Origin of the sequence: Ferroplasma sp. (genome assembly GCF_037442045.1) — an archaeon.
Classification (GTDB): domain Archaea; phylum Thermoplasmatota; class Thermoplasmata; order Thermoplasmatales; family Thermoplasmataceae; genus Ferroplasma.
The window spans coordinates 1-24,243 of the sequence record NZ_JBBIRC010000023.1; the positions used below are offsets into that span (position 1 = coordinate 1).

General features: G+C 33.4%; 29 protein-coding genes, 1 other RNA gene and 2 pseudogenes. 19 read left to right on the top strand and 13 right to left on the bottom strand.

The annotated features are described in order from the left end of the window. Positions 1-316 (bottom strand): annotated as a pseudogene (locus WKI77_RS04340) (MFS transporter); the annotation flags it as partial. Positions 317-582: 266 nt separating this feature from the next. Next, positions 583-1,995, bottom strand: a complete 1,413-nt coding sequence (locus WKI77_RS04345) for an APC family permease (RefSeq protein WP_337860603.1) — start codon at positions 1,993-1,995, stop codon at positions 583-585. Positions 1,996-2,111: 116 nt separating this feature from the next. On the opposite strand from WKI77_RS04345, the gene bluB reads away from it, so the two are divergent. Continuing rightward, positions 2,112-2,777, top strand: coding sequence for a 5,6-dimethylbenzimidazole synthase (gene bluB / locus WKI77_RS04350; protein ID WP_337860604.1), 666 nt, complete (start codon positions 2,112-2,114; stop codon positions 2,775-2,777). Here the strand turns inward: bluB and WKI77_RS04355 are convergent. The 5 genes from WKI77_RS04355 to WKI77_RS04375 all read right to left on the bottom strand — a co-directional run bounded on the left by WKI77_RS04355 (position 2,766) and on the right by WKI77_RS04375 (position 7,356). Continuing rightward, positions 2,766-3,185, bottom strand: a complete 420-nt coding sequence (locus tag WKI77_RS04355; RefSeq protein WP_337860605.1) for an NUDIX domain-containing protein — start codon at positions 3,183-3,185, stop codon at positions 2,766-2,768. The two genes, bluB and WKI77_RS04355, sit on opposite strands and share 12 nt — an antisense overlap. A gap of 44 nt (positions 3,186-3,229) precedes the next feature. Beyond that, positions 3,230-3,522, bottom strand: an RNA gene (gene rnpB, locus WKI77_RS04360) — RNase P RNA component. Positions 3,523-3,563: 41 nt separating this feature from the next. Then, on the bottom strand, positions 3,564-4,814 hold the full coding sequence (locus WKI77_RS04365; protein WP_337860606.1) for an MFS transporter: 1,251 nt from the start codon (positions 4,812-4,814) through the stop codon (positions 3,564-3,566). A 70-nt stretch (positions 4,815-4,884) separates the two neighbouring features. Beyond that, on the bottom strand, positions 4,885-6,024 hold the full coding sequence (locus WKI77_RS04370) for an MFS transporter (protein ID WP_337860607.1): 1,140 nt from the start codon (positions 6,022-6,024) through the stop codon (positions 4,885-4,887). An 18-nt stretch (positions 6,025-6,042) separates the two neighbouring features. Beyond that, positions 6,043-7,356, bottom strand: coding sequence for an aldehyde dehydrogenase family protein (locus WKI77_RS04375; RefSeq protein ID WP_337860608.1), 1,314 nt, complete (start codon positions 7,354-7,356; stop codon positions 6,043-6,045). Positions 7,357-7,509: 153 nt separating this feature from the next. On the opposite strand from WKI77_RS04375, the gene WKI77_RS04380 reads away from it, so the two are divergent. From WKI77_RS04380 to WKI77_RS04405, 6 genes are all read left to right on the top strand, one after another. Beyond that, the gene (locus WKI77_RS04380; protein ID WP_337860609.1) at positions 7,510-7,917 is read left to right on the top strand and encodes a HEPN domain-containing protein; all 408 of its coding nucleotides are present in this window, start codon (positions 7,510-7,512) and stop codon (positions 7,915-7,917) included. Beyond that, positions 7,893-8,240, top strand: coding sequence for a nucleotidyltransferase domain-containing protein (locus tag WKI77_RS04385; RefSeq protein ID WP_337860610.1), 348 nt, complete (start codon positions 7,893-7,895; stop codon positions 8,238-8,240). The genes WKI77_RS04380 and WKI77_RS04385 overlap by 25 nt, the downstream gene beginning before the upstream one ends. Before the next feature lie 228 nt (positions 8,241-8,468). After that, positions 8,469-9,395 (top strand): nucleotidyltransferase family protein, encoded by a 927-nt coding sequence (locus tag WKI77_RS04390; protein WP_337860611.1) that lies wholly within the window; start codon positions 8,469-8,471, stop codon positions 9,393-9,395. Between the two features lie 77 nt (positions 9,396-9,472). Beyond that, positions 9,473-9,823 (top strand): DUF6015 family protein, encoded by a 351-nt coding sequence (locus WKI77_RS04395; RefSeq protein ID WP_337860612.1) that lies wholly within the window; start codon positions 9,473-9,475, stop codon positions 9,821-9,823. Positions 9,824-9,877: 54 nt separating this feature from the next. Continuing rightward, complete coding sequence (locus WKI77_RS04400) at positions 9,878-10,627, top strand: molybdopterin-binding protein (RefSeq protein WP_337860613.1); 750 nt, start codon at positions 9,878-9,880, stop codon at positions 10,625-10,627. Positions 10,628-10,766: 139 nt separating this feature from the next. Continuing rightward, positions 10,767-11,231, top strand: a complete 465-nt coding sequence (locus WKI77_RS04405) for a DUF2240 family protein (RefSeq protein WP_337860614.1) — start codon at positions 10,767-10,769, stop codon at positions 11,229-11,231. Positions 11,232-11,235: 4 nt separating this feature from the next. On the opposite strand, the gene WKI77_RS04410 is transcribed toward WKI77_RS04405, so the two are convergent. The 3 genes from WKI77_RS04410 to WKI77_RS04420 are packed head-to-tail and all read right to left on the bottom strand — an operon-like array spanning position 11,236 to position 13,173. Beyond that, complete coding sequence (locus WKI77_RS04410) at positions 11,236-12,291, bottom strand: N2,N2-dimethylguanosine tRNA methyltransferase (RefSeq protein WP_337860615.1); 1,056 nt, start codon at positions 12,289-12,291, stop codon at positions 11,236-11,238. Then, positions 12,269-12,814: an NTPase gene (locus WKI77_RS04415; protein WP_337860616.1), complete on the bottom strand. Its 546-nt coding sequence runs from the start codon at positions 12,812-12,814 to the stop codon at positions 12,269-12,271. Before WKI77_RS04415 ends, WKI77_RS04410 begins: the two co-directional genes overlap by 23 nt. A gap of 2 nt (positions 12,815-12,816) precedes the next feature. Next, entirely contained in the window at positions 12,817-13,173 is a 357-nt protein-coding gene (locus WKI77_RS04420; RefSeq protein ID WP_337860617.1) for a dihydroneopterin aldolase family protein, read from the bottom strand. A 146-nt stretch (positions 13,174-13,319) separates the two neighbouring features. Between WKI77_RS04420 and WKI77_RS04425 the strand changes: the two genes are divergently transcribed. After that, the gene (locus WKI77_RS04425) at positions 13,320-14,054 is read left to right on the top strand and encodes a geranylgeranylglyceryl/heptaprenylglyceryl phosphate synthase (RefSeq protein WP_337860618.1); all 735 of its coding nucleotides are present in this window, start codon (positions 13,320-13,322) and stop codon (positions 14,052-14,054) included. Positions 14,055-14,274: 220 nt separating this feature from the next. After that, positions 14,275-15,225 (top strand): YrhK family protein, encoded by a 951-nt coding sequence (locus tag WKI77_RS04430; protein WP_337860619.1) that lies wholly within the window; start codon positions 14,275-14,277, stop codon positions 15,223-15,225. Positions 15,226-15,237: 12 nt separating this feature from the next. Here WKI77_RS04430 and WKI77_RS04435 read toward each other — a convergent pair whose 3' ends face one another. After that, a complete protein-coding gene (locus WKI77_RS04435; RefSeq protein WP_337860620.1) occupies positions 15,238-15,555 on the bottom strand; it encodes a hypothetical protein in 318 nt (105 codons plus the stop codon). 171 nt (positions 15,556-15,726) lie between these two features. Here WKI77_RS04435 and purS point away from each other — a divergent pair, with 171 nt between their 5' ends. The 9 genes and pseudogenes from purS to WKI77_RS04480 all read left to right on the top strand — a co-directional run bounded on the left by purS (position 15,727) and on the right by WKI77_RS04480 (position 22,799). After that, complete coding sequence (gene purS, locus WKI77_RS04440; RefSeq protein ID WP_337860621.1) at positions 15,727-15,969, top strand: phosphoribosylformylglycinamidine synthase subunit PurS; 243 nt, start codon at positions 15,727-15,729, stop codon at positions 15,967-15,969. Between the two features lies 1 nt (position 15,970). Further along, entirely contained in the window at positions 15,971-18,220 is a 2,250-nt protein-coding gene (gene purL, locus WKI77_RS04445) for a phosphoribosylformylglycinamidine synthase subunit PurL (protein ID WP_337860622.1), read from the top strand. A 181-nt stretch (positions 18,221-18,401) separates the two neighbouring features. After that, a pseudogene (locus WKI77_RS04450) lies at positions 18,402-18,737 on the top strand (recombinase family protein); the annotation flags it as partial. 51 nt (positions 18,738-18,788) lie between these two features. Further along, complete coding sequence (locus tag WKI77_RS04455; RefSeq protein ID WP_337860623.1) at positions 18,789-19,043, top strand: hypothetical protein; 255 nt, start codon at positions 18,789-18,791, stop codon at positions 19,041-19,043. A gap of 33 nt (positions 19,044-19,076) precedes the next feature. Beyond that, positions 19,077-19,589 carry a hypothetical protein gene (locus tag WKI77_RS04460; protein WP_337860624.1) on the top strand — a complete coding sequence of 171 codons (513 nt, stop codon included), beginning with the start codon at positions 19,077-19,079 and terminating at the stop codon, positions 19,587-19,589. A 208-nt stretch (positions 19,590-19,797) separates the two neighbouring features. Continuing rightward, a complete protein-coding gene (gene purB, locus WKI77_RS04465) occupies positions 19,798-21,165 on the top strand; it encodes an adenylosuccinate lyase (RefSeq protein ID WP_337860625.1) in 1,368 nt (455 codons plus the stop codon). Then, a complete protein-coding gene (locus WKI77_RS04470; RefSeq protein ID WP_337860626.1) occupies positions 21,158-21,745 on the top strand; it encodes a hypothetical protein in 588 nt (195 codons plus the stop codon). Before purB ends, WKI77_RS04470 begins: the two co-directional genes overlap by 8 nt. Positions 21,746-21,784: 39 nt before the next feature. Then, entirely contained in the window at positions 21,785-22,441 is a 657-nt protein-coding gene (locus WKI77_RS04475) for a chlorite dismutase family protein (RefSeq protein WP_337860627.1), read from the top strand. 1 nt (position 22,442) lies between these two features. Continuing rightward, a complete protein-coding gene (locus WKI77_RS04480; RefSeq protein WP_337860628.1) occupies positions 22,443-22,799 on the top strand; it encodes a rhodanese-like domain-containing protein in 357 nt (118 codons plus the stop codon). Between the two features lies 1 nt (position 22,800). Here WKI77_RS04480 and WKI77_RS04485 read toward each other — a convergent pair whose 3' ends face one another. Then, a complete protein-coding gene (locus WKI77_RS04485; protein WP_337860629.1) occupies positions 22,801-23,031 on the bottom strand; it encodes a 30S ribosomal protein S17e in 231 nt (76 codons plus the stop codon). A 121-nt stretch (positions 23,032-23,152) separates the two neighbouring features. After that, positions 23,153-23,590 (bottom strand): universal stress protein, encoded by a 438-nt coding sequence (locus tag WKI77_RS04490; protein WP_337860630.1) that lies wholly within the window; start codon positions 23,588-23,590, stop codon positions 23,153-23,155. Positions 23,591-23,756: 166 nt separating this feature from the next. Here WKI77_RS04490 and WKI77_RS04495 point away from each other — a divergent pair, with 166 nt between their 5' ends. Continuing rightward, entirely contained in the window at positions 23,757-23,864 is a 108-nt protein-coding gene (locus WKI77_RS04495; RefSeq protein WP_081142907.1) for a 50S ribosomal protein L41e, read from the top strand. Positions 23,865-24,243 lie beyond the last annotated feature (379 nt).

Genomic DNA, 24,243 nt, shown 5'->3' on the forward strand with positions numbered 1-24,243 from the left:
ATATATTATAATTATTTGAAAAATAAAATAATGGCTCAAATACTGAATATATAATTATAGATAAAATAAACAATACTCTTCTTTTTTTAGGGCATAATCGAGAATTGACCAGGGCGCTCATTATTCCAGTACTGCCCATGGCAACTGCAGATAAAACCCCAATTTTTATGCTGCTGAACTGCAGATAATATTTCGATATTAATGGTATTGTTGTAAGTATTAAATTATTATTTATCCGTACAGAAAATGTCAGAGACATCAATAATATTACATATAAGATAATCCCATTTTTTGTTCCTGAAAAGAATTTTGGCATTGTTAACTGTATATTTAAAATGGAAATAAAATTTACTTAGTTTTACGAAGTGTAAACCTGATGAATACTGAATAAGCATTATAATAGGATTGTGTCCATTATTTTGTGTATTTATAAACCATATCTATCATTGAACATTTCCCTTATTTTCATGCTTTTTGCGATTATACTTGTGTGCATGATAAATAAAATATTCATAAAATGGTAAAATGAAATTACAGATTTTAGGGCTTTATTTATTTGAAAAAGTAAGAAATATTATAGAATCATAGGGAGAATTTTCCTACATCGTCCAGTATTTTTGGTTTTTTGGCACGGTAATAGAAATACAGGATTACTATAAAAGCAAAGTAAATTCCAGATATATAAGAAGCATAGTTCAGTGGGGGTGCAGGAGCAGGATACACCACGTAGATAATTGCAACAATCAGTGCTATGGTTACTGCCCATGGAATTATAAGATGCTGCACTATCTTTAAAGTTCCTTTTCTTTTATGGTAAAATCCAAGGCCAACACCTGCTATGGCATGATTCGAGAAACTGAATATTGAATTGCTTATAATTAGAAACAGGCTTGCTGTTAATGGGCCAAGTATGAGTCCGGAAACTATAGCTATTGTTATGCTGAGAAGCCCGGTAAATATTACAAGATTTCCAGGCACTTTATGCCTGTTAATCTTTGTGAAAACTTTTGGGAACAGTAAATTATCCCTGGCATATGCATACGATGTTCTTACTGTGCTTGTTTCGAATGCCACTCCAGAGGAATTAAAGCTGTTAATAATGAATAATGCAAATACTGCTGCTATGGCAAGCCCCAAATATTTTGTATAAACATATATTCCAGGATCTGAAAGGCTTGCATAGTTGAACATATTTGTTACTCCATAGGCAACTGATTGGGCGTATGAACTTATTATAATAACAGCTCCTATCATCCCTGCAAGTATTCCAAGAGCAAGAGGTATATTTTTTTTAGGGTTTTTTGTTTCCTCGGCTACTGGAACTACAGAATTTAAGCCACCGAATGTTGCTATTCCAAGTATCATTTCAACACCTATGTCTGTGTAATTGAAATGCACTGCAGCTGCAGTAAATGGAATAAAAGAATTATTTGGGCCGGCAATTACAATCAGAGCTATAGATGTGGCAATAAGAAAGATAAATTCAGCCAGTCCAGTATAAAGAACGTATTTTAATGACAATTTTACACCGAAGAAATTTAATACGGTAGTTTCACCTATTATTATAATTGTTAAAGGAATCCAGATCCATGGATATGCAACAGCCAGGGATGGATCAAGTGCATAAAGGAACGCAGTTAAACCCAGCATGGCAAATCCTGTATAGCCCAACAAATAGTAGTAATAATAGGAAATGCCACCATAAAATGAGAGAAATTTTCCAGTACTTTTAAAGGCTTTTCTGTGGAATGCTGCCCAGGAATATGCTGATGCCACTTCTTTAGACCATTCATAAGTAATAAGCGTCATACCGCAATAAATTATAAAAGCCAGAACTATCACCAGCGTCATTGAAGAACCAACTGCTCCTGCAATTCCAACAAAAAACAGAGCGGTAACCGCAGCCGGGCCATTTGTCCCCAATCCTTGTGCCAGTGCCTGCCACATGCTGAGTGTATGAGTTGCAAGTCCTGATTTTAATTCATTACTTTCCACTAAAATATAACTATAACGTATATAAAAATATATTGCAATATATATGGAATATATGTTATGTTTATTATTTTTATACCATACCGTGAGATTATTATTTTACTTTAGAATCAACCTGAATGGATGTTTACGAGGCAATAAAAAAAAGAAGAGATGTAAGGTCATGGTTTTTAAAAAGGCACATAGAAAGTGCTGTGCTTGGAAGAATATTGAATGCAGGAAATTATGCACCTTCTGTTGGATTATCTCAACCATGGAACTACATTGTGGTAAGAGATATTGAAACAAGAAAAAAGGTAAAAGAAAATGTTGAAGAAAAAAGAATGGATTTCTACAGGTCACTGCCAGATGAGAAAAAAACAAAGTTTAATAATATAAAAATAGAAGGAATACTTGAATCTGATTTGAATATTGCAGTAACATGCGATTTTTCGAGAAAAGGCCCTGATATACTGGGAAGGAAAACAATTCCAGAAACATCTGAATACAGCGTTGTCTTATCGGTAGAAAATATGTGGCTTGCCGCAATATCAGAAGGCATAGGAATAGGCTGGATAAGCTTCATTGATCCGGAAAGTGTGAAAAGAATTCTTGGCATACCTGAAGAAATTAAACTCATAGCGTATTTAGCTGTGGGCTATATTTCAGAGAATCATGATACACCAGAGCTTGAAGAAAAAGGCTGGGAAAAAAGAGACAATTTATCCAATTTTGTATACATGGACAAATGGGGAGAAAAGCCTGATAAAAACATGATGGTATCATTATATAATTCAAAATTTTAAATTGAAGTAATCATAAAGGATGCGGTATGTAAGACCAAAAATTATGTAATTGCCATACTTATAAGTTTCATTTTCTTTTATTAAATCTTTTTCAGACACCCAGAAATACTCTGAAACTTCACTATCTGCATGCACATCTGAAGCATCTGTATTGCACTTAAATGCTGCAACACTGACCTTTCCATTTAACGTATGGTAAATTCCCAAAAATTTATCGATATTAATTAAAATTCCAACCTCCTCTTCCGTTTCCCTTATTGCTGTATTCTCACAGGTTTCCTTGTTTTCCCTGTGGCCGCCCGGAAGAGCCATCTGGCCCGACCATGGGTCTCCATCCTGGTCTGCCCTTTTAATTAACAAAAATTTATTTTCTTTGAATATAAGGGCTACGGCTGCCATACATTCCATAAACTAAGATTCAAAAATAATATTTAATAATATTTAAAAGATGGAAATGCCCGGAGTAAGCCTCCTTCTGTTAGCCTTTCGGTTGGCAACATTCGACTAATGCGTCTTACCTGAATCTGGCAGCTGTATTCAACGATTCAATTTAGACTTGCTCCCTGCAGGCAGAGTTCTCATCGGTACTCCCTGAAACGTCATCTTTGCGAATCATCCTTTACAGGGAACCGTTTATTTCTTGTCTCTTAACCATGCCTCTCGGCATACCGGCTTTCAGCGGTTGCAGCCAGCTGTGGAGGGGGGACTTTCCTCACCTTTCGGCGTCAGTTGCCCTCGGGCTTTTCCTTTTCTATAATTACTGTAATAGATTTAAAGTTATCATGCTTAATTGCCATGGGGTGTTTTATAAATATCTCCGTCATATCCATAGATTTCCCTGAATACAGTAAATGTTATTATTATGCCGAACAGTGATGCCATTGCCACAACAATAGTAGATAAACCAATCCCAATAATGGAGAACATAATGGGAAATACTGTAATGGAAAGAAATGATGGAAACTGATAAACAAAATTTGATATTCCCACTGCCTTTCCACGTGATTCAGCGTTCGTGACCAGTGCCTGGGATATTATTATTGGCTGGTTATTCCAGTGATTTCCCCATACAAAGACCATCATTGTGGCAGGAAGTACAATGTAAACATTAAATATAAGTGCCAGTCCCGAGAATATCAGGCCAGCAAAGGATAGCATAAAACCATAATAACTCAATTTTCTCAGGCCTGTTTTCGGGATCATCTTTGGGCCAATATAGCCTGCAGGAATTCCAATGAAATATACTGCAATTATAATTAACCTGTCATGTACCATTCCGGTAATCCCAAATTTCAGTATAATATAAGGAATGAAGAATGCAAAAGTGCCAACTTCAATGCCGCTTGCAATTCCAGAGCTCCAGCTGTATAATGAAGTTCGTCTCAGAAAACTATTATTCCACAATTTTTTTAAAAATCTTCTATAAGTTGTTTTTTCGTTCACGGACTTCCACATGGATGATTCAGGCAATTTACTGTAAAGTGAGAACAGGATAATGATCGGAATGATCTGAATCAAGAAAGATGTCTTCCATACAAAGTTTTCACTGAAACCGGAAACAAGCAATATTACAACCCATATATTTAAAGTGAGAATTGCCAGCGTTGCCATTAATGTATTATATGCACCAATAATTTCACGATTTCCAGGTTTCTGAGTTTCCATAATATAACAGTACACATTGGCAATATCTGACCCTGCTGGAATTCCGGCAAGAAACCTGAATGATGCCAGCATTGCAATATTAGACGATAATGCAGACATTATTGCGGAAAAAAGAAAGAGAGATAGATTCACAAGGAATAGCTTCTTTCGGCCAAAATAATCAGTCAACTTGCCGCCCAGTAATGAGCCGATAGCCGCCCCTCCGACTGTTGCACCCGTAACTATGCCAAGAAATGCTGTTCCGAAATGCAAACTCTGCTCCATGAATATGCTCATCATTGGAACTGCAAATATATTTAATTCATCAATAAACAAAGAGAGAAGCATGACTTTTGAAATAGTTCTACCGGCCATTGCATTATAAATATTCATTAAAAAGCAGATGTTGGAATATTAGAAAAAAATGGTTAAAAGTGCATTTTCTGCGTCAAAGCAAATATTTTTATATCTTTATTTTTCTGTATTTAACAAAGAATATAATGTCATATGATAGTTTCAGGGCTCCTCCGGCAAGAAACATGAATGGCGGGAAAACTGTCATCATTGCTCCAACTATTCCAGGCCCGGGTATCTGAGAACCATTCCTTACTGCAGATATTACGGAATTGCTGTTTACCCTGTAATCTTCATCTATTATAGTATTTATTAAAGTATCCCTTGCAGGTACATCCATCTGGCTGGTGCTCTGCCTTAGAAAAAGAAATATTTCGCTAATTGCAAGGAAATGAACTACTGGAACAAGCATAAGGAATATATTGCTTATAGAATGTGTATAAACCATTGTTCTTATCAGCCCTATTTTCGAGGAAATTATTGGGGAGATAAGTATTGATAGTGTTGTTATCACATTGACCCCAATGAAAATCAGTCCAGCTGTACTCAATGAAACATGATATACATATTTAAAATAAAGTGAAATCATGGATACTGTAACCATTCCACCAGCAAGTGCATCCATTGAAAAAAGATATGAAAGGGAAAACACCCTTTTCTTTGTTTCAGGGGGAATATCTTTCCCTTTCACCCTTTTATGCTGCGGGAATTTTATGAAAAGATAAAGTATGAACTGGGCTAAAGCAACAAGGGCCAATATTAGAAATACTGTTCTGTAATCTATATTTACGTAGAGAAACAAGAATATAGATGCAATAATCGATGCAGAATAAGAGAAAAAATTGTATATTGAAAATGCTATTCTTTTGTTTTTAATATCTGTTTCATAATATGCCATTGCATACTGCTCTATTGGCTGATTCGGGCTTATGTCTCTTCCGGATAGTGATATTGAACCGAGCATTAAAGAGAATATAAAAACATAAAAGTTCATGAATATAAAATTTAATAACAGTGCAATTGCAAGTGCTGCTGATATTATATACATTTTTATCCAGTTTTTTATATTCAATACTGGAAAAACATAAATTATAAGTGTTGAAAAAGCTATACTGAATAAAACTATGATTCCCACATCAAAAACGTTTACGAACCTTGCAAGATAAAAAGGAGTTATCACTGCCAGCAAAGAAAGTATAAAAGATCGTGAAGCCTTTGACAATGAAATAAAATAGCTCTGGATTTTCATTTAATCACACTCATCGAATCAATTAACCCAGACAGTTTTTATATTTGTGAATTCAAGTATGCCATATCTGGATAGTTCTCTTCCGATTCCACTTTTCTTGGTTCCACCAAATGGCAACCTTGGATCAGATGCAACTATTTTATTTATTGAAACAGTTCCTGCTTCTATATATGGAACCAGTTTTTCGGCATTATCGGAATCACCCCAGATTGAGCAGCCAAGGCCATATGGTGTATCGTTTGCAAGTTTTATCGCTTCTTCTACAGTTTTGAATTTCATAAGCATTGCAACCGGACCAAAAACCTCTTCACCATAGTCTTTATTCATTTTAACCAGTGTAGGCCTTATTACATTTCCGAAATTTTCGCCTGTTGGCATTACAGTACCCATTGATTTTAATTCTTTTAATTGCCCGGTTATTATATCCTTTTGAGATGATGATGACAACGGGCCAATGTAAGTATCTTTATCAAGCTGGTCTCCCACCTTTACTTTACTGTATTCTTCCATCATTCTTTTTGAAAATTCATCAAATATACTTTCATTTATAATAAATCTCTTTGAGGCAATACAGCTCTGCCCGTTGTTTTGCAATCTTGCGTAAACGCTGTTTTTTACTGCCTCTTCCATATTTGATGAATCTGTGACTATATACGGGTCTGAACCGCCTAGCTCCATAACAAATTTTTTGATATTCTTCCCTGCTTCGGCCGCAATTATAGAACCTGCTGCAGTGGAACCTGTAAATGAAACACCGTCGGAGTATTTTATTGCTTCATCAATTATTTTCCCGGTAGTAATTACAGATTTGAATGTATCAAGATTAAACAGTTCCGGGATTTTCAACGATGTTCCACTGACTATGGAAGCGTGCTTTAAAAGTACAGAATTGCCTGCAATGAGTGCTGGAATCGCTGCCCGGACTACCTGCCACAGCGGAAAGTTCCATGGCATGATTATGATAATTACCCCAAGAGGGTCAAACCTTATGTAAGATTTTTTTGCTTCTGTCTGCACATATTCATTCCCAAGGAATTTTTTACCATTTTCAATGTAATAATCAAACAGCCAGAGTGCTTTTTTGACCTCTGCAAGGCTCTGTGTTATTGGTTTCCCCATTTCAGATGACATGAGTTTTGCAAGGCTTTCAGCATTTTTCTCGAAGTTATTTCTTGAATCTTTAAGCATATCAAGCCTCTTATCAATGTTTTCTCTCCATGATAATTGATTTTGTTTTAATGTGCTTATAATACCCTTTACATCTTCCACGTCTACAACTTTATATTTGCCAAGTTCTTCTTCTGTAAAAGGATTATGTGTTATGATTTCCATATATTAAAATAGATTACAATTACTTTACCTTTGTGGTATCTCTAATTCTTTGAATTATAGTATTGGAATTATGTAATCTTTCAAAAGATAATCCAAAAATACTTTCAATTAAAAATCAATATTTTAATATACACATAATCATATGGTAAATAAATGGATACTTACTTTGATACTGAGGAATTCAACAGGTGGATGGCGAATGCAAAATTTACATTAAAATCGGCTATCAATGATAAAGATTCGGAATTTTATAACTGGGCCTGCTTTAAGGCTCAGCAGTCAGCTGAATATGCGGTTAAAGCATATTTACGAGGTACTGGCGTGAATGCATTTGGCCATTCCATTTCATTACTATTAAAAAATGCTAATTTCGATGACGATACAATAAACATAGCAAAAACAATAGATAAATTTTATATTCCAACACGATACACAGATGCCTGGCCTGATGGCATTCCTTCCGATTACTATACATATAATGACGCAGAAGAAGCGGTTGATGCTGCTGAAAGCATCATAAATGAGGTTGAAACAAAATGGAGATCATTGAAAGAAGAATAAATGAGAGAAATACTGTAATAAAAAATGCGGAGGAATATGCTAATAGCTTAAATTTTAAATGCAGTGTTTTTTTAATCGGTTCATATGCAAGAGGAGATTTCAATTTATGGAGCGATATTGACATAATTATTATAGGCTGTTTTACAGGTAATCCTGTCCAAAGGTTGAAAATTCTTGACTTTCCTGCAGGTTATGAAGTTATACCATTAACATTAAATGAAGTTATAAAAATGAAAAATAAAAATAATAAATTGATTGCTGATGCATTCAATGAAGGCGTCTTGTTGAGGGATGATTTTAATATTATGAATACAGTTAATTAGAAAGTTTGAAATTCAAATGCAAAAAGATTCAAAATAAAGTTCTTCGGCATTAAGGTTAAGAATAAAATTAAAAACTGTATAATATGAAATTTTATTCCAAAATGTTCTATTTTATAGCTTCAATCTCGTACGATTGGTATAAAAAATAAAAATGCTATAACCATGAAATTTTCTAAATAAATATCCTACACTACAAAGTTAATTATAAAAGAGTTTGATTACAGTCCTATGATTGGAGCTATTCTTGCAGGAGGATACGGCAAACGATTGAAGCCCATAACAGACCATATTCCAAAGGCACTGGTTGAAATTAAGGATAATTATACTATAATGGATCGGCAGCTTTTTGATTTTAAAAATACAGGAATAAAAGAAGTATACATACTGTCCGGGTACCTGAGCGAAATGATTGAGGAGAGATATAAAAATTATAAAGATATGAATATTCATTATTTGAGGGAAGAAAAACCCATGGGAACACTGTTTTCACTTTCAAACCTTATAAAAAATATTGATGATGATGTTATAGTAAGAAACGGAGATACTGTAACAGATATAAATTTCAAAAATTTTGTTGAGTTTTCTAAGTCAAGGAATTACGACATGGTGATGTATATTACAAAGATGCAGAGCCCATATGGCATTGTTGAATTTTCAGGAGATAAGGCAGATAAATTTCAGGAAAAACCTGAACTTAACCATTATATCAACGCAGGAATGTATTATATAAAAAAATCTGCATTTGAATCATTTTTCAGGGAATATATGGAGAAAGAAATTGAAAAAAGCGTCTTTCCATTTCTGGTAAAAAATAACAGGATGGGGGTCTATTATGAAAATGCATTATGGATAGGCATTGACAGTGAAAAGGATTTAAAAACGATTAGAGAGATATATGCCGGCCGGGAGGACACCACTTATGGATATTCAAAAATACTGTATAATGATAATAATAAAGTAATTACAGAGCATTATATACTATCTGGTGAAAAATTAAAGGTTTCACCGGGGAAAATAGTAAAAATAAATTATGGAACCGGTTATGCTGGTAGTAAGCAAATGTCAAAATATGTTCCTGGGAATGTAATCAAAATCGAAAATGAAATAACATTATTTGCATATGAAAATTCATTGATGGAGGAGATATTTATATAAGATTGATTCAATTTTTTTGGGCATATTATTTAAACAGGTGCCATAAAATTTAATAACATGTGATTAATAGTAATTACATGACAGTAAGCAGGGAAGAATTACTGAAGGCCATTGAAAATATATATGGCAATAAAGGCATGGCTGAGAAGGATTCTAAAGATCTCTGCGATTTCATTTTATCATTTTTTGGTTATGAAGATTATATAATCGACAACGTTCTTACAGCTGCAGAAAGGGATGTTTTCTATAACCTTGAAGAATATGGAATAGTTATGACGTTTAGGGAAGAAATAAATATAGTTCATGGAAAATCATGGCGCATAAACCAGTGGTACCTTGATAAGGCAAAAATACGTAAGCTGGGAGAGAAAGAAAAGAAGGATGATGCAGAAAAGAATATATATGATTCAATATTCAAAAATATGTAAAAAATAAATATATCTTGTGAAAACAATTTTTATATTATAATGGAATGATATTTCATGAAAGCTGTCATAATAACTATTGGAAATGAAATATTGAAAGGCAGAACAGTAAATACAAATTTCTCTTATATAGCCAAAATATTAACATATTCCGGATATGAAGTAATAAAAGGCATAATAATTCCAGATAACCTTAATGAAATTGCAAAGGCATTCAAGGAATCTTTTTTAGAGGCAGATTTGATTGTATCATCTGGAGGTCTAGGCCCAACATATGATGATATGACTTTAAAAGGATTTTCAATGGCTTTTGGATTGAAATTAGAGAAAAACAGTGATGCACTCAATATGGTATTAAATAAAGTGCATGATCTCACGCCAGAAAGGGAAAAAATGGCTTTTATACCTGAAAATTCCACACCAATTAAGAATTCAGCAGGCGTGGCCCCTGGCATATATACTGTCATTTCTGGCAAAACGTTTATTATTTTACCAGGAGTTCCAAGAGAAGTTGAATCTGTAATGGAAGAAATAAAAGAAAGGATAAAAATTAAAGGATTTTATTATATTGACAAATCAATAAACCTATATAATGTAAAGGAAAGCCTGCTCGCCCCATTAATTAGCAAATTAATGAAGGAGTATGGTAGCATGGCATATATCAAAACACATCCAAAAATTAATGAGGATGGCGTTCCATGGGTAGAAGTGGAGGTCTCCGCCTCTGGAAACAACAAGGATGATCTGGAAGAATATGTGTCAAAGATTCTTAACACAATTGAAAAAGAAAAAAATAATTATGTATAATTTTGTAACTTTTTAGATTTAAATATTTCAATTATGCACAATCAGGCCGGTTATTACTATATTGAAAATTGCATAAAATTAAAGAATTATACAGCACAATTTTCCGATAACTTAATCATTAAATTTATTATTAACGCTTATGAATAAAGATTTGGCGAGAAAACTCATAGCCATCGTTGCATCAAAAAAATCTGATGGTTATAGCAAATCGGATTTTACAACCATTCTATCATTTAAAAGGTCTTTGCTTCCACCGGACAGTATAGATAAATTCATAAGTGTGTCACTGGAGAACGAACTTATAGTTGAAAAAGAAGGAAAATATTTGCCAAATTTCAGCACAGACGGTGTTATAGTTCCATTAGATTTTTCCGTGAATGTTGATGAATTATTCTCTGATGCAACAGAAAAGCCATTAATAGACAGAATGCTGGAAACTGCTTCTGCATCTGGCAAGATGACCAAAAAAGAAGCAATAATAAAGGCAAAGGAACTGCTTTCCGGAATGCAATTTATAGATTTTGAAACGGCTATTATTACGGTATTATCTGATGCTGGTATTGATGTTTCAACATTTGTGGCAGAAAAAGAAAATAACTTTTGAATATTTAATATATAATATGAAGTGCTTCTGAAACTGAAGAAGATACTTTAATTCCTGTATCAGAGAACTGCGATCTTCCACAATTTATCCCATTTTCACGAAGTTTTTCCATACTTGCTTCCACCGCTTTAGTATCCTGGTTTGTTATTCTCGCGAAATCTGCAATATCTGCAAAGTAAGTAGATAGATCGTTTAATTTTACTTTTTCTATGGTTTTCAAAAATAGTTTATCTGGATTATCCATATAATTAAGTTTGCTTATTAAATCAGAATTCAGATTCCCAAGCCATAAAGGCCCTTCTATGGTGCTTTTATATTCATTTGCTAGCCCAACTTGCCTGTCAAATATTCCAGTTTTCTCAAGCTGCTCATCTGCCTTGCCTGCAGATGATACGAGTTGGAAAATTACCCTATAATAATGGGAATGCCAGAGTGATATTACTGGAATTGCAGCTTTGTCCATGGCCGCAGCTCTTTTTACGATTTCGCTGATTAACAGCCGAATGCCTGATTCGTGCCTGTATATATCATTAATAATATGCGCCCGGTAGCGCCTTAATGTTTTGGCGGGCATTGAACCGGTAAGGGCTGTGAGGTCTGTGGCTGTTACACCAATATAGCCACGGTTTCTGAGATTGATCATGGCTTCATCCAGGTAAGGAAGTACAGAACCGTAAGGATCTATATCTATATAATCAAAAAGATAGTCGTTTAATATTGCCTGAAAAGTTTTATTGTAAATTTCAACATTCGAATTATTGATCTCTTTATTTATTTTTATATAATCAAATGATTTTTTGTTGATTTCTGATATTACTGTATTAATTCCTGCTTCCCTGTTGATTCTTAAACCCCTTACACCTGTACCGCCAAAGGCATCGAGTGCAAGTTTTGGCTTTACAGTTTTTAAGAATGATATGGTAATGTCTCTGTTGAGTTTCTGATCCATATTGTAGAATCCGGCTGTTTTTGTGCCGGGTCCTTTAATAAAATAGTTTTCAGGAGCCATCAGTTTTATTGCTCCTTCCGAAATAGTTTTAAATTGATTCTTCTTCTCCATTCAATACCTTTAAAATTTTAAATGGCAGTATGTTTTTATTAATAGGTGTTATATCAAAAACCCTCACACTTTCATAGCCCCTAAATTCCTGAAGAACAGGATTCCGTGACTTTTTGTGCAATGTAACTATTATTGCTTTATCAGATTTCATCGTTTCTTCTATCTCGTTCTTTATTTGCTTTGTGGTGTTTTCTACTTTACCAAGCTCGTCTAATATTATAACATCCGCTTCTTCCCTTGATTTTTGAAGGCTTGGCAACAGGAGTTCCTCCAGTATTTTTGTATCTACTCCAAGTTTATCAACTTTAACCCTGGAAATCAAATCAATTCTTGCAAACTCAACCTTTCTTTTAGTAAGTATATCTGTAATATAATATGCAACTACCTTTCCATGTTCAATCTTTTCAGATACAAGAGTGCCTGCTATAACCTTTCCGTTATTTTTGAGCATTTCCATGATCTTATTCAATGCCTCTGTTTTTATTGAGCCGATAGGCCCTGTTATTCCTACTTTTATTGCCATTTTTATTCCTCCAAATACATCAACGGGTAATTAAGAGCCTGCAGATACTGCATTCTTGCTTTTACTTCCTGACCATTATAACTTACCGCTAATTCTACATCCAGCATTTCACCGGAAAGAGAGTTGTAATTGAACGATGTCCCATTTTGGCCTTTCATGCTAATTTTAACTCTAATATTATTCACAAAAGGCTGCAATTTTACACTTTTTTCTATTGTTTTTTCTATATCTTCCTTGTTGCTTTCGTTTATTGGCATTCCAGTATACTGATGAAAGATAGCCCCCAGCTTGATCCCTGCCTCAAATATTGCCCTTTCTCTATCTGTACAGTGAAAATATTTTTTAGATGGGTCTATCATTATTCTATATTGCATATAATTAATTAAACATTGTTTTTTTATATGCACAGCTTTTAAACATTTTTATTAATACATAATAAAATTTAGATGCATTTATATCTATGATTATGATAGCTATCTGAACATTTCATTTAGATAAGGTGGATATGGTGAACGTTTACAAAAATATCCTGAAAACCCTGAAGTATAAAAGGGTACACATGACATTGATAGACCCGGCTGCTCAATCTCCAGAAAGATCTTCTCAACTGGCTGAAAAAGCAGATAAGGCGGGAACAGATTTTTTTCTTATTGGTGGGTCTACAGATATTGATTCATATTTAATGGATAAAACCATAAAAAACATGAAGGAAAAAACAGATAAGCAGATTATAATATTTCCAGGTTCAAGAAGCATGATAAGCAAATATGCAGATGCTATATATTACATGATGTTAATGAATTCTACAAATATTGATTATATTGTAGGGCATCAGATTGGTTCTGCTCGTATTTTGAAAATGCTTGGAATTGAAACAATACCAATGGGATATTTAATATTTGAGCCGGGCATGACCGTAGGCCGTGTAGGAAATGCAAAACTTATTGGCAGAGATGATGAAAAAACTGCTCTTTCATATGCATTTGCAGCAGAATTTTTTGGCTTTAAACTGCTTTACCTTGAAGCAGGATCAGGTGCCCCAGAACCCGTTGGGTGCAATGTCATAAAAATGATAAAAAATTCAATAAAGATACCGGTTATAGTTGGCGGTGGCATCAGAGACTACGAAAAAGCCAGAGCTATTATAGATGCGGGTGCCGATATTATAGTGACAGGAACCGTAATTGAGAAGACTGAAAATCCTTATAATGCACTGAAAGACATAATAAACGCCATTTAATAATTTTTAAAGTTGATTGTTAATTTCTAAATTTATTGCGATTATTATATTTATCCGGTTAAATTATAAAACAGCTTACTTTATTGTTCATTAAGTGCATGTTTATTCTCAAAATAATATTATTTAATAATATTTGCATGAAATGATGTTGAATCTTTGCTCCCATGACATTTTTAGTGCTTTCCCCTAAATTATATTAGTTAAAAGAAAATTCACAATAATGGAAGATGATAATATAAGTGATGCATTATATTTCCTGTATGCAATTCAGAGAAGCCCCTATGGCTTCAATTTAAAATGGAAACACATTAAGCCATTAATTTCTTATATGTTTGGCGATGAAATATTTGAAAAATTAAAAAATGAACGAATAATAAGTACATATAATGATAATAATATACTTGAGATAATTAATATACCAAATCAAAAATATGCCATATCAGGCGCTGAAAAAGAAACGCTTTTCCAGAAATTCATAAAATATGTATCAGGAGATAAACTTCTCACAGGAATTATGAAAGTTATGTATCTTGATAGAAAAATTGCCCAGTTTTTGATGGATATTCTTAATCGGAACTTACAAAAAACGTCAGATTATTTTACAACATCTTCATCATTCCCAGTAATAAATTCGCCGGACTTTTATTATTCAAATGCATTTGCCGATTACTGTAAGCCATTTATAGAAAATTTTAAGCTGGATATAGAAAATATAAAGCAATATCTTTCAAATGAGTGGTTCATAAAACTTGTTATTATTCTTAAGGATGGAACTTTCAATACCACTTTTTCAAAAGCCATGGAAAACAATAGTGCAGAGTTCATATCAGGAGTTAGTGAGTTAATAGAAAATGATTTCATCTCTGATATAATTGTAAATCTGGATTCCTTTCTCAACGATAGTTCAGTGAATGAAGCGTTAATAGGATATGCATCAAGATCTATAAAGGAGCGTAAAATTAAAAAGTTCTATGACTGGCTTTCAATAGCAAATGATATAATGATAGGACTTGAATTCGTTGTAGGAAGTATATTCTTCCTTCCAAGTGAATCTAAATATTCAACCTTTGGAGTTTATCTGTTTATAATTGGTAGTACCCAGTTATTAATAAGGCCAATGATAAGCATAACAAGGAGAATACACATATTTTTCCTGCATAAAAATGCATAGGAATTGACAAATTTATTTTTTAACCAATACTCTTAATCTCTGTAGTGCCTGTGATACTTCATCAGGCTTGAGTTCATTCATATTTTTCCCTGTAAACATAGATATAGCCGACCTTGTAAGTATTATAGTTTCTACACTGACACCAATTGTTGCCACAATCAATACAGTAAATCCTACAATAAATATATGAATATGATGTACTGCATAGCCTGTATTTAAGGTAAAATAAGTAAATAAAAAGAATGAAATAATAAGGAGAAGAGAAAGTGAAAATGTTACTAGCCTGAGCCGGAAAAGCCTAACTGCTTCTGTTCTATCAAGTTTTGCCACTAACAGTTAAAACTATTATTAATATTAAATTTTTGCATATATTTTATTGCCTTATTAAAATCTGGATAAAATAAAAAACAGCCGTTTAACTTCTTTAAAATAATTTGTTAAATTTACATTTTTTGTTTTATGCCATAGATAAATTTAATTTATTAATTAAAATACAGCCTTATGAAAATTAAGGTTCAGATTAAATACCTGCCAAATGTAGAGGATCCTGAAGCACTAAGCATCAAGAGAAACCTTGAACTGGTTGGATACAAAGGAATTAAAGCTGTTTATTCATATAAAATTTACGAATTTGAAACAACGCTTGATAAAGAAGATAGCATAAAAGAAATAAGGGAAATAACTGAAAAACTACTCACAAATCCTGTTATACAGGAATATAAAATAGAAGATCTAAGTGAATGATATGTATTGTATAATAGATTCTAATGACCAGGAACTGCGTAAAATAGCAGCAGAACTTGGGCTTACATATGATGAAATAGTCATGCTCAGAAATTACTTTAAAGGTGTTGGCAGGAATCCCACTGATATTGAAATTCAGGCAATAGCACAGGGATGGAGTGAACATTCCTGTTATAAATCATCAAAGATTTATCTCAAAAAATACTTTTCAGGATTAAAAACTGATTATACCATTTTAACAATGGAAGATGATGCGGCAGTTATATCATTTGATGATGATTATGCCTATGTTGTTAAAATGGAAAGCCATAACCATCCAAGTGCAGTAGAGCCGTATGGTGGGGCTGCAACCGGGGTTGGCGGAATTATAAGGGATGTGCTATGCATGGGAGCACAGCCAGTAGCACTTATTGATTCATTGTATTTTGGCGATCCCGATAATGAAAAAGGGAATCTAACGGAACGCTTTATATTGAATAGAGTTGTAGCTGGAATAAAGGACTATGGCCAGCGTGTAGGAATACCAGCGGTAGCAGGATCTGTAAACTTCAACAATGTGTATAATGGCATGCCGCTGGTAAATGCAGGCTGCATAGGCATAGTGAGAAAAGATCAGGTTGTAAGAAGCAGGATCAGCAAGGAAGGTGATTTGCTTATTGTTTGTGGTGGAAGAACTGGAAGAGATGGAATACATGGAGTTAATTTCGCTTCAAAAGTTCTTAATGCAAGCAATGAAGAGAATAGAAATGCTGTACAGCTTGGCAATCCAATAATAAAAGAACCGTTAATCCACGCTATTTTAGAGGCAAATGAAGCTAAATTAATAGATGGAATGAAAGACCTTGGAGGCGGTGGGCTCTCCAGTGCAGTAAGTGAAATGCTTTTTGCAGGTGGCATGTCGGGAATCATAAATCTTGATAAAGTACTTTTAAAGGACAGTAAAATGGAGCCATGGGAAATATGGGTCAGCGAGTCCCAGGAAAGAATGTTTCTGGCAATTAATCCGGCAAATCTGGAAAAAATTAATAAAATCTTTGAAAAATGGGGAATAGAATATTCTGTTATAGGGAAAACAGTAAAAAGGCCGAATCTTATAATTAATTACAATGGGGAAAAAATACTGGATATGGAACTTTCATTTCTTACTGGTGGCCCTGTATATGCGAGAAATTATAAAAAACCAGAAAAAGATGGAAAAATTGTTCTTGATAAGGAACCTGAAAATTATAAAGATTTTATTTATAGCTTCTTATCAGAACCAAATATATGCTCAAGATTCAATATAGTCAGGCAGTATGATTTCACCGTCAGGGGAAATACCATTGTAAAGCCATTTACAGGCATGCCTAATTTTGAAACACATTCAGATGCAACAATAATAAAGCCTGTAGAAGAATCTTACATTGGCCTCTGCATTACATCCGGTTCAATACCTGAAATGGCTGGCATAGACCCTTACAGAGGCACACTGCATATACTTGCGGAGGGCTATAAAAATATACTGAGCTCCGGTGGCATCCCACATGCAGTAATTGACGCGATGAATTTTGGAAATCCTGAAAATCCTGAGACAATGTACAGTTTCATTGAATCGGTACATGCAATTTCAGATTTTTGCAAAGAAACTAAACTGCCACTGGTTTCTGGCAACGTAAGTTTTTACAATGAAACAGATAGAGAAATATTGCCAACTCCAAACATACTGTTTACGGGAAAAATTGAAGATATCAGAAGGTCTAAAACAGTAGAGCTAAAACATGCAGGCAATCCTGTATACCTTGCTGGAACTATTATACCTGACCTGGCCGGAAGCCAGTATTCCGAAATAATGAGAACAAAACACAGTAAATTGCCTTACTGTGATATTAAGGAGCTTATGAATATTAAAAACGATATATCTGATTCTCTGGATTATATTGAATCAATGCACGATATTTCATCAGGTGGCTTGCTGACATCCATGCTTGAAATGTCATTTGGCGGGAAATACGGAATTGAAGCAGATATATCAAATATTCCAGGAAGAACAAATGAAAAATTGTTTTCAGAGCTTGGAAATGGCATATTAATTGAAGTTAAAAAAGAAGATGAAGAAAAATTCATTAAAGCCTTTAACAGAGCCAGGATCATGAAAATAGGTACAGTAATTGAAAGTTATGTGAAAATCAGTGAAAATGGAAGATATATAGTTATGGACAATAAAGACAAATTACGGTCCATATGGGAAAAAGGACTTGATGAGTATATATAATCAATAATAGTAATAACTTTAGATATTTTCTAATAACATCAAAAATTTAGATTTTAACACCCACAAGGTAAATTGAAAATACCATGTTTTCAATGATTGGACTCAAACACCATGGTGAAAATTTTTAAAAAAAGAAGGTTTTTAAAAATTATCTTTGTGTATTATCGATATATAATTAACAATGAAAACCAAAGATGTCATGAATCTGTTGCAGATATCCAGAAAACACTTTATGTCCATGCAAAATCAGGATTCGTTATACTGTTATGCCAAATAAGAGGTATAACTACAATGAAGATATTTATAAGATACTTAATAAGGATGTAAAGAGGAAAACTGTTCTCTATGCACGTATATCAACAGCAAAACAGATATACAGAACCAGATAGATCAGATGAAGCAGTGGTGCTTCATGAATGGTTATACTATTAATGCAATATATTCTGATATTGCTTCTGGTATTTCCTTTGAGAAGAGAAAAGGCTTTTTTGAAATGCTTGATCAGATTATGGACAACATATACAATATGATTACATAAGCTTATAATAATATGTTTTAATATTGTGTTATGTCTGATTATATACACGAATTAAAGTACATGGAAGAAAAGGATTTCACCATTGAAATAACTTACAGGCTTAATTATGAAGACAAAGCATGCGGATCAATAAGAATTTTTTCCGGCCAAATTGACCCGGAGAAGGATAACTATGAAATTTACATGGAACTTATTGAATGCGGCCTTACATCAGAACAGGTATATGATCGTGTGAAGAAAATAGAAGAGGAGATTATGCAGGATAAGCTTGACCTGTCACTGTAATCACTCTTAAATAATAATCATGGTGCAAAATCAATGTTCAGCAAAAAAGTTCTTGTTGGAATAATTCTAATAGTTATAGGAATCCCACTTGTTATTGGTGGTGTTCTTACAATGACAGGTGAACCGTCAGGAAATACTGTAACTAAATATTCAAGCGATATTTATACAACGCCATCGTTTAATTTCTCCAGTAAAATGATCCTGATAGTTGTATCCTCAGATAATTCTTCTGCTGGCCTTGTAAATAGTTTCAGCTTCGATGCAAATGCATCAGAATTTAACAGCTCCAATATAGGCAAATATACGGTAGCTCCATCAAATTACATTGACGGGGAGCCTTATTATACCAATCTTAGTGGAAAATATAAATATGTGGTTATAACTGACAAAAAACCAACAATAGATTATAACTTTGTTACAGATTCCGAAATTACAAGAATTACAGATGCAAGTTATGTAGCTGCTGCAGGTGCTCTCCTGACGGGATCCGGAATAATAATTGCCATGGTTACTGTACTATTCCGAAAGATAAATTCAAAAAAGTAATAAACATATTTTATAATCTATAATTTAATTTCTAAAATTATGTAATTTCCTTTCTCTTATGCTTGATTTATGCCTTTTTATTGAAATATTTTTATACAACGTTATAAATACCTTAAAATGCACGGTTTTCATTATGGTAAGTTGAATTTTTAAATAGGAGCTGAAATTGCAAACAAAAAAATCTTTAAACTAATTGTAATAGGCTTGCATGATCGTTTCGCCACTGGATTATAGATATGGCCGGGAGAATGTAAAAAACATATTTTCAGAAAAAACCAGATTAAATATCATGCTCAATGTGGAAAGTGCAATAGCCCAGGCAGAATCATATTATGGAGTTATACCTGACTCTGCATATCTGGATATTAAGAAAGTTGTTGATGGAAATGAAGTACAGTTAAGCAGAGTGAAGGAAATCGAGGCAAGCATAAACCATGATGTGATGTCTATTGTTGAAGCATTGACTGAAAAATGCACTGCAGGTAAAAATTATGTGCATTTTGGAGTAACATCCAATGATATTAATGATTCTGCATCAGCAATACAGATGAAGCGTGCCCTGAGCATAATAATATCAGACCTTATGGTACTGAGCAAGGCTCTTGTAAAATTAATAAACGAAAACGAGGAAACAATAATGGTTGGAAGAACGCATGGCCAGCATGCTTCCCCAATAACTCTTGGATTAAAATTTTCAGTATACCTTTCTGAAATAAACAGGCATCTAGAAAGAATTCAGGAAGCAAGAAAAAGGATAATTGCAGGAAAAATACTTGGCCCTGTTGGAACCGGCGCAGCTCTTGGGAAAAATGCACTTAAAATACAGGAAAAGACATGTGAAATACTGGGAATAACTCATGAAACCGCATCAACCCAGATCGTCGGCAGGGACAGGTATATAGAATATCTGTCTATAATAAATAATATATCCGTATCGCTTGAAAAATTTGCGACGGAAATCAGAAACCTTCAGCGTCCAGAGATATATGAACTGGCAGAATATTTTGATAACGATAAGCAGGTTGGGTCCAGCTCCATGCCATCAAAAAGAAATCCAGTAGTTTCAGAGAACATAGTTAGCCTTGCACGGCTGACCAGATCTTTTATTATACCGGAATATGAAGCAGGTGTGCAGTGGCACGAGAGGGATTTGACAAACAGTGCCCTTGAAAGGTTTACAATACCGTATGCATCTATACTTGTAGATGATATAATTATTAAAATGGCCGGGGTCTTTTCAAATTTATTTATTAATAAGGAAGAAATGAAGAAAAAAGCATATGAAGATCAGTTTATAATGTCGGAAAGTGTTACAACTGCTCTTGTAGGACACGGAATGCCCAGGCAGGAGTCACATGAATTTGTCAGGGAAGCATCTATGTATGCATATGATCACAGCATAACATTTAGGGAATCTCTTATAAATAAGGGCATTCTTCAGCATATGCCAGAAAAGGATCTGAATGATTCAATGAACCCCGAAAATTTTCTTGGTGTTTCTAAGGAAATATGTGAAGACACAATAAAAAATTCAGATAATCTTCAAAAATACCTTGCAGGTGAAATTTATGATTGACAATTTTGAAGAAACTAAAAAATATAAACTTATATTAAATGAAATAAATGGCGAAGAAAAATCCATTACAGGTATACAGAAATCTCTGGAAGAGAAAGGAGTAAATATGCACAGGCTTGTCCTTACCGGTTATCTTAATGCAATGGTCGAGCTGGGCATGTTGCACGAAAGAGAAATAAAACCTGCCAGAATATTCTCAAATATCACCAAAAATAATCATGATATATACAGCATAGTAGGGTCAAGCATGAAAAAATTTGATGACAGCAATGCAGGTTACAACTCTTTGCTTGCTCTATATTATCTTTTTGAAAGGCCTATTTTTTCAAGAGAACTGGAGAGATGTGACGTTATTGTTCCAAATAAAAATGTAAAAGTAATAAATTCCAGTTCCAAGAATGAATATATAAAAAAACTGGCTGAAATAGATGTAAAAATACCGCCAACAAGCACACTTCTGGAACCGGTAGATGTGGATAAGCTGCTTATATCAAAACTTTTGAATTGCATTCTATCAACTCAGTATGATCTTAAGAAATATACAATAGTAAATACAAATCAGCAAACACTTGATTGGTAAAAGTTATATCTCTTAATTATATTATAAATATGTGAAATTATGACAATATATACATATGTTCTTACATATAAATTGAATGGAAAATTCTGGTCCTTAACTACTCCAGAAAAAGAGGCCCTTAACAGCAATATTATTAATTTTATTAAAGGCTACAGAAAAAACTTAATCAGTATAAAATATTATAAATCTATCAGGCATGATAATGACATAATTTTCTGGTCATCTTCTGAATCGCCACTTGTCCTGGAAAAATTAAAGGAGGGAATAAATATAGCTATAGGCATCTATGGCAGAAGCCAGTACAGCATGTTTTCCCTTTATGAACACTCGCCTTATGTCAATGCCAGCAATAACCTCGAAGATACATTAAAAACAGAATCAAAGAAATATTTTGTGGCATATCCAATGAGTAAAGACAGGGAATGGTATCTTATCAATTACGAAGAAAGAAAGAAAATACTGGCAGGCCATATTGGAACAGCAAGAAGTGACAAAGAAAGCCCCGGAATAATCTCATATACAACATACTCCTTTGGCCTTGGAGATCAGGAATTTGTTGTTCTTTATGAACTTGACGATCTGGCTGCATGGTCTCATGTAACTGAAAAATTAAGAGAAGTCATGGCAAGGAAGTGGATTATTAACGAAGCTCCCATATTTGTGGGAATATATAATGGGGATGAGCTGGTAGTTTAATATGTCAATAAAAGATTATTTCAGGGGATCTGACTATTTTAATCAGCCACAGGAATTAGAAAATCTCACTCCTAAAAAACTTTTGGAACTCAGGGATAAATATGCATTAATAGATGTGCGCACAGGCTTTGAATACAGGCATGGCCATATAAAGGGTGCAATTCACTATAAACTTGGAAAGGAAAAAGAAATCGAAAGCAAATTTCCAAAAGATGATGCACTGATACTTATATGCAAAACTGGCCATAGAAGCCGTGCAGCAGCAAACCGACTTGTAAGAATAGGATACAAAAAATTATACCATCTTGAAGGTGGAATGGATAAATGGAGAAAAGAGAAATTCCCTGAAGAAAAATAATTTAAGCGAGACCAAGCTGTTCTAATTCATACTTTTCTTTTGATTTCTTTTTTAGAATGTATCTTGTAATGTAACCGGCAATTGCATTTGCTGTTTTTTTGGTCACAGTTTTATCTATGAAACTGTGTAAAATTTCTTTATTATGATTGAAATCCTCATTGAAAACACCTTTATTATTATCAACAAGTTCTTCAGCTATTCTTTTTATATTAGACGGCCTTATACTTCCCATTACAACATTATTTTACAAGCATATATAAATCATTTGATTTTTTTGATAATATAATAATATCGAATTTGAGGATTTACACTAAATCACTAAAAAAGAAAGTAAAAGTAATAAAGAAAAAATATTATTCTTTAGGAGGTACAACTACAACAGGGATATCAGAATGAGCAATAATTCCACTACTGACGGATCCCAGTATAAGTTTGCTAAAGCCATGCAATTTTCTTGTACCTGTAATGATAAAATCAATTCCTTTTTCCTTTGCTGTAACCAGTATTATCTTTGGTATTTCTTCACCGTTTGAGTTGATTTTAATTAATTCATATTTAAGATTTTCGCTATCAAGAAGCTTTTTGGCTTTTGCTAGAATCTCATCTGCAGTTTTGTCCTGACCTTCATACACAGATTGTGGGATATATGAATCGAAACTTGCGCTTATGCCAACTATTGTAGGTATGACATAAAGAATAGAATATGAATCCACAGTACATTTTAGCTTAATTGCGTATTTTAACGCTTCCCTTGCTCCTTCTGATCCATCAAACGAAACCAAAACTTTCATGGTAAAGCATCATAAATGGCTATTTAAATTTATTTAATTGTTATGTTGCATAATCTGATACATATTAAGATTATGGCATTTCCGTGATAAATAAGAGAGTAACAATAAAATAGGTATTTATATTAAAAAATAATACCAAATATACATTTATATTTGAGGTGACATATTGAAGCGAAGTTCAAGAGATTGGAAGAAAAAAGGAAACATGCGTTGGAAATGGAGAAAAAAGAAAATAAGAAGATTAAAGAGAGCAAGAAGAGCAAGCAAGCAGTGAGGCTATAGATTTTTTTATAGCCACCTTTCACATATTACTAAGTTTGATTTTTAATAAAATAGCAAATATTTAACGTTGATATTTTCCAAAAACTGATAGTGTAGCAATATTGCTGTAAAATTGATAAGACTCTATACAATCTTTAATTAATCTCCATATTTATATATTTTCTTCCTGTGACCCATTCCTCATTAATGTTCATCGTAATACTTTCTTTTCCTCTTCCATATAAATATTAATGATTAAATATATATATTTAATACTATAAATTTATAATCACTATTTGCTAAATTCAAAGGTGACAGTGCGTATAATGGAAATAGTAGATTTTACAGGCCTGAATCATTTAATATAGAATTAGAAATAAATCTTAGGAAGA

Excerpts from the sequence above, each read along its gene's own strand:
- WKI77_RS04390 (WP_337860611.1), top strand. The coding sequence starts at position 8,469 with ATGATTGGAGCTATTCTTGCAGGAGGATACGGCAAACGATTGAAGCCC.
- WKI77_RS04420 (WP_337860617.1), bottom strand. The coding sequence starts at position 13,173 with ATGATAGACCCATCTAAAAAATATTTTCACTGTACAGATAGAGAAAGG.
- WKI77_RS04430 (WP_337860619.1), top strand. The coding sequence starts at position 14,275 with ATGGAAGATGATAATATAAGTGATGCATTATATTTCCTGTATGCAATT.
- WKI77_RS04405 (WP_337860614.1), top strand. The coding sequence starts at position 10,767 with ATGAATAAAGATTTGGCGAGAAAACTCATAGCCATCGTTGCATCAAAA.
- WKI77_RS04385 (WP_337860610.1), top strand. The coding sequence starts at position 7,893 with ATGGAGATCATTGAAAGAAGAATAAATGAGAGAAATACTGTAATAAAA.
- WKI77_RS04395 (WP_337860612.1), top strand. The coding sequence starts at position 9,473 with ATGACAGTAAGCAGGGAAGAATTACTGAAGGCCATTGAAAATATATAT.
- WKI77_RS04425 (WP_337860618.1), top strand. The coding sequence starts at position 13,320 with ATGGTGAACGTTTACAAAAATATCCTGAAAACCCTGAAGTATAAAAGG.
- WKI77_RS04380 (WP_337860609.1), top strand. The coding sequence starts at position 7,510 with ATGGATACTTACTTTGATACTGAGGAATTCAACAGGTGGATGGCGAAT.
- WKI77_RS04460 (WP_337860624.1), top strand. The coding sequence starts at position 19,077 with ATGTTCAGCAAAAAAGTTCTTGTTGGAATAATTCTAATAGTTATAGGA.
- purB (WP_337860625.1), top strand. The coding sequence starts at position 19,798 with ATGATCGTTTCGCCACTGGATTATAGATATGGCCGGGAGAATGTAAAA.
- WKI77_RS04400 (WP_337860613.1), top strand. The coding sequence starts at position 9,878 with ATGAAAGCTGTCATAATAACTATTGGAAATGAAATATTGAAAGGCAGA.
- WKI77_RS04355 (WP_337860605.1), bottom strand. The coding sequence starts at position 3,185 with ATGGAATGTATGGCAGCCGTAGCCCTTATATTCAAAGAAAATAAATTT.
- WKI77_RS04370 (WP_337860607.1), bottom strand. The coding sequence starts at position 6,024 with ATGAAAATCCAGAGCTATTTTATTTCATTGTCAAAGGCTTCACGATCT.
- WKI77_RS04480 (WP_337860628.1), top strand. The coding sequence starts at position 22,443 with ATGTCAATAAAAGATTATTTCAGGGGATCTGACTATTTTAATCAGCCA.
- purS (WP_337860621.1), top strand. The coding sequence starts at position 15,727 with ATGAAAATTAAGGTTCAGATTAAATACCTGCCAAATGTAGAGGATCCT.
- bluB (WP_337860604.1), top strand. The coding sequence starts at position 2,112 with ATGGATGTTTACGAGGCAATAAAAAAAAGAAGAGATGTAAGGTCATGG.
- WKI77_RS04485 (WP_337860629.1), bottom strand. The coding sequence starts at position 23,031 with ATGGGAAGTATAAGGCCGTCTAATATAAAAAGAATAGCTGAAGAACTT.
- WKI77_RS04455 (WP_337860623.1), top strand. The coding sequence starts at position 18,789 with ATGTCTGATTATATACACGAATTAAAGTACATGGAAGAAAAGGATTTC.
- WKI77_RS04470 (WP_337860626.1), top strand. The coding sequence starts at position 21,158 with ATGATTGACAATTTTGAAGAAACTAAAAAATATAAACTTATATTAAAT.
- WKI77_RS04475 (WP_337860627.1), top strand. The coding sequence starts at position 21,785 with ATGACAATATATACATATGTTCTTACATATAAATTGAATGGAAAATTC.
- purL (WP_337860622.1), top strand. The coding sequence starts at position 15,971 with ATGTATTGTATAATAGATTCTAATGACCAGGAACTGCGTAAAATAGCA.
- WKI77_RS04415 (WP_337860616.1), bottom strand. The coding sequence starts at position 12,814 with ATGGCAATAAAAGTAGGAATAACAGGGCCTATCGGCTCAATAAAAACA.
- WKI77_RS04410 (WP_337860615.1), bottom strand. The coding sequence starts at position 12,291 with ATGGAGAAGAAGAATCAATTTAAAACTATTTCGGAAGGAGCAATAAAA.
- WKI77_RS04490 (WP_337860630.1), bottom strand. The coding sequence starts at position 23,590 with ATGAAAGTTTTGGTTTCGTTTGATGGATCAGAAGGAGCAAGGGAAGCG.
- WKI77_RS04365 (WP_337860606.1), bottom strand. The coding sequence starts at position 4,814 with ATGAATATTTATAATGCAATGGCCGGTAGAACTATTTCAAAAGTCATG.
- WKI77_RS04375 (WP_337860608.1), bottom strand. The coding sequence starts at position 7,356 with ATGGAAATCATAACACATAATCCTTTTACAGAAGAAGAACTTGGCAAA.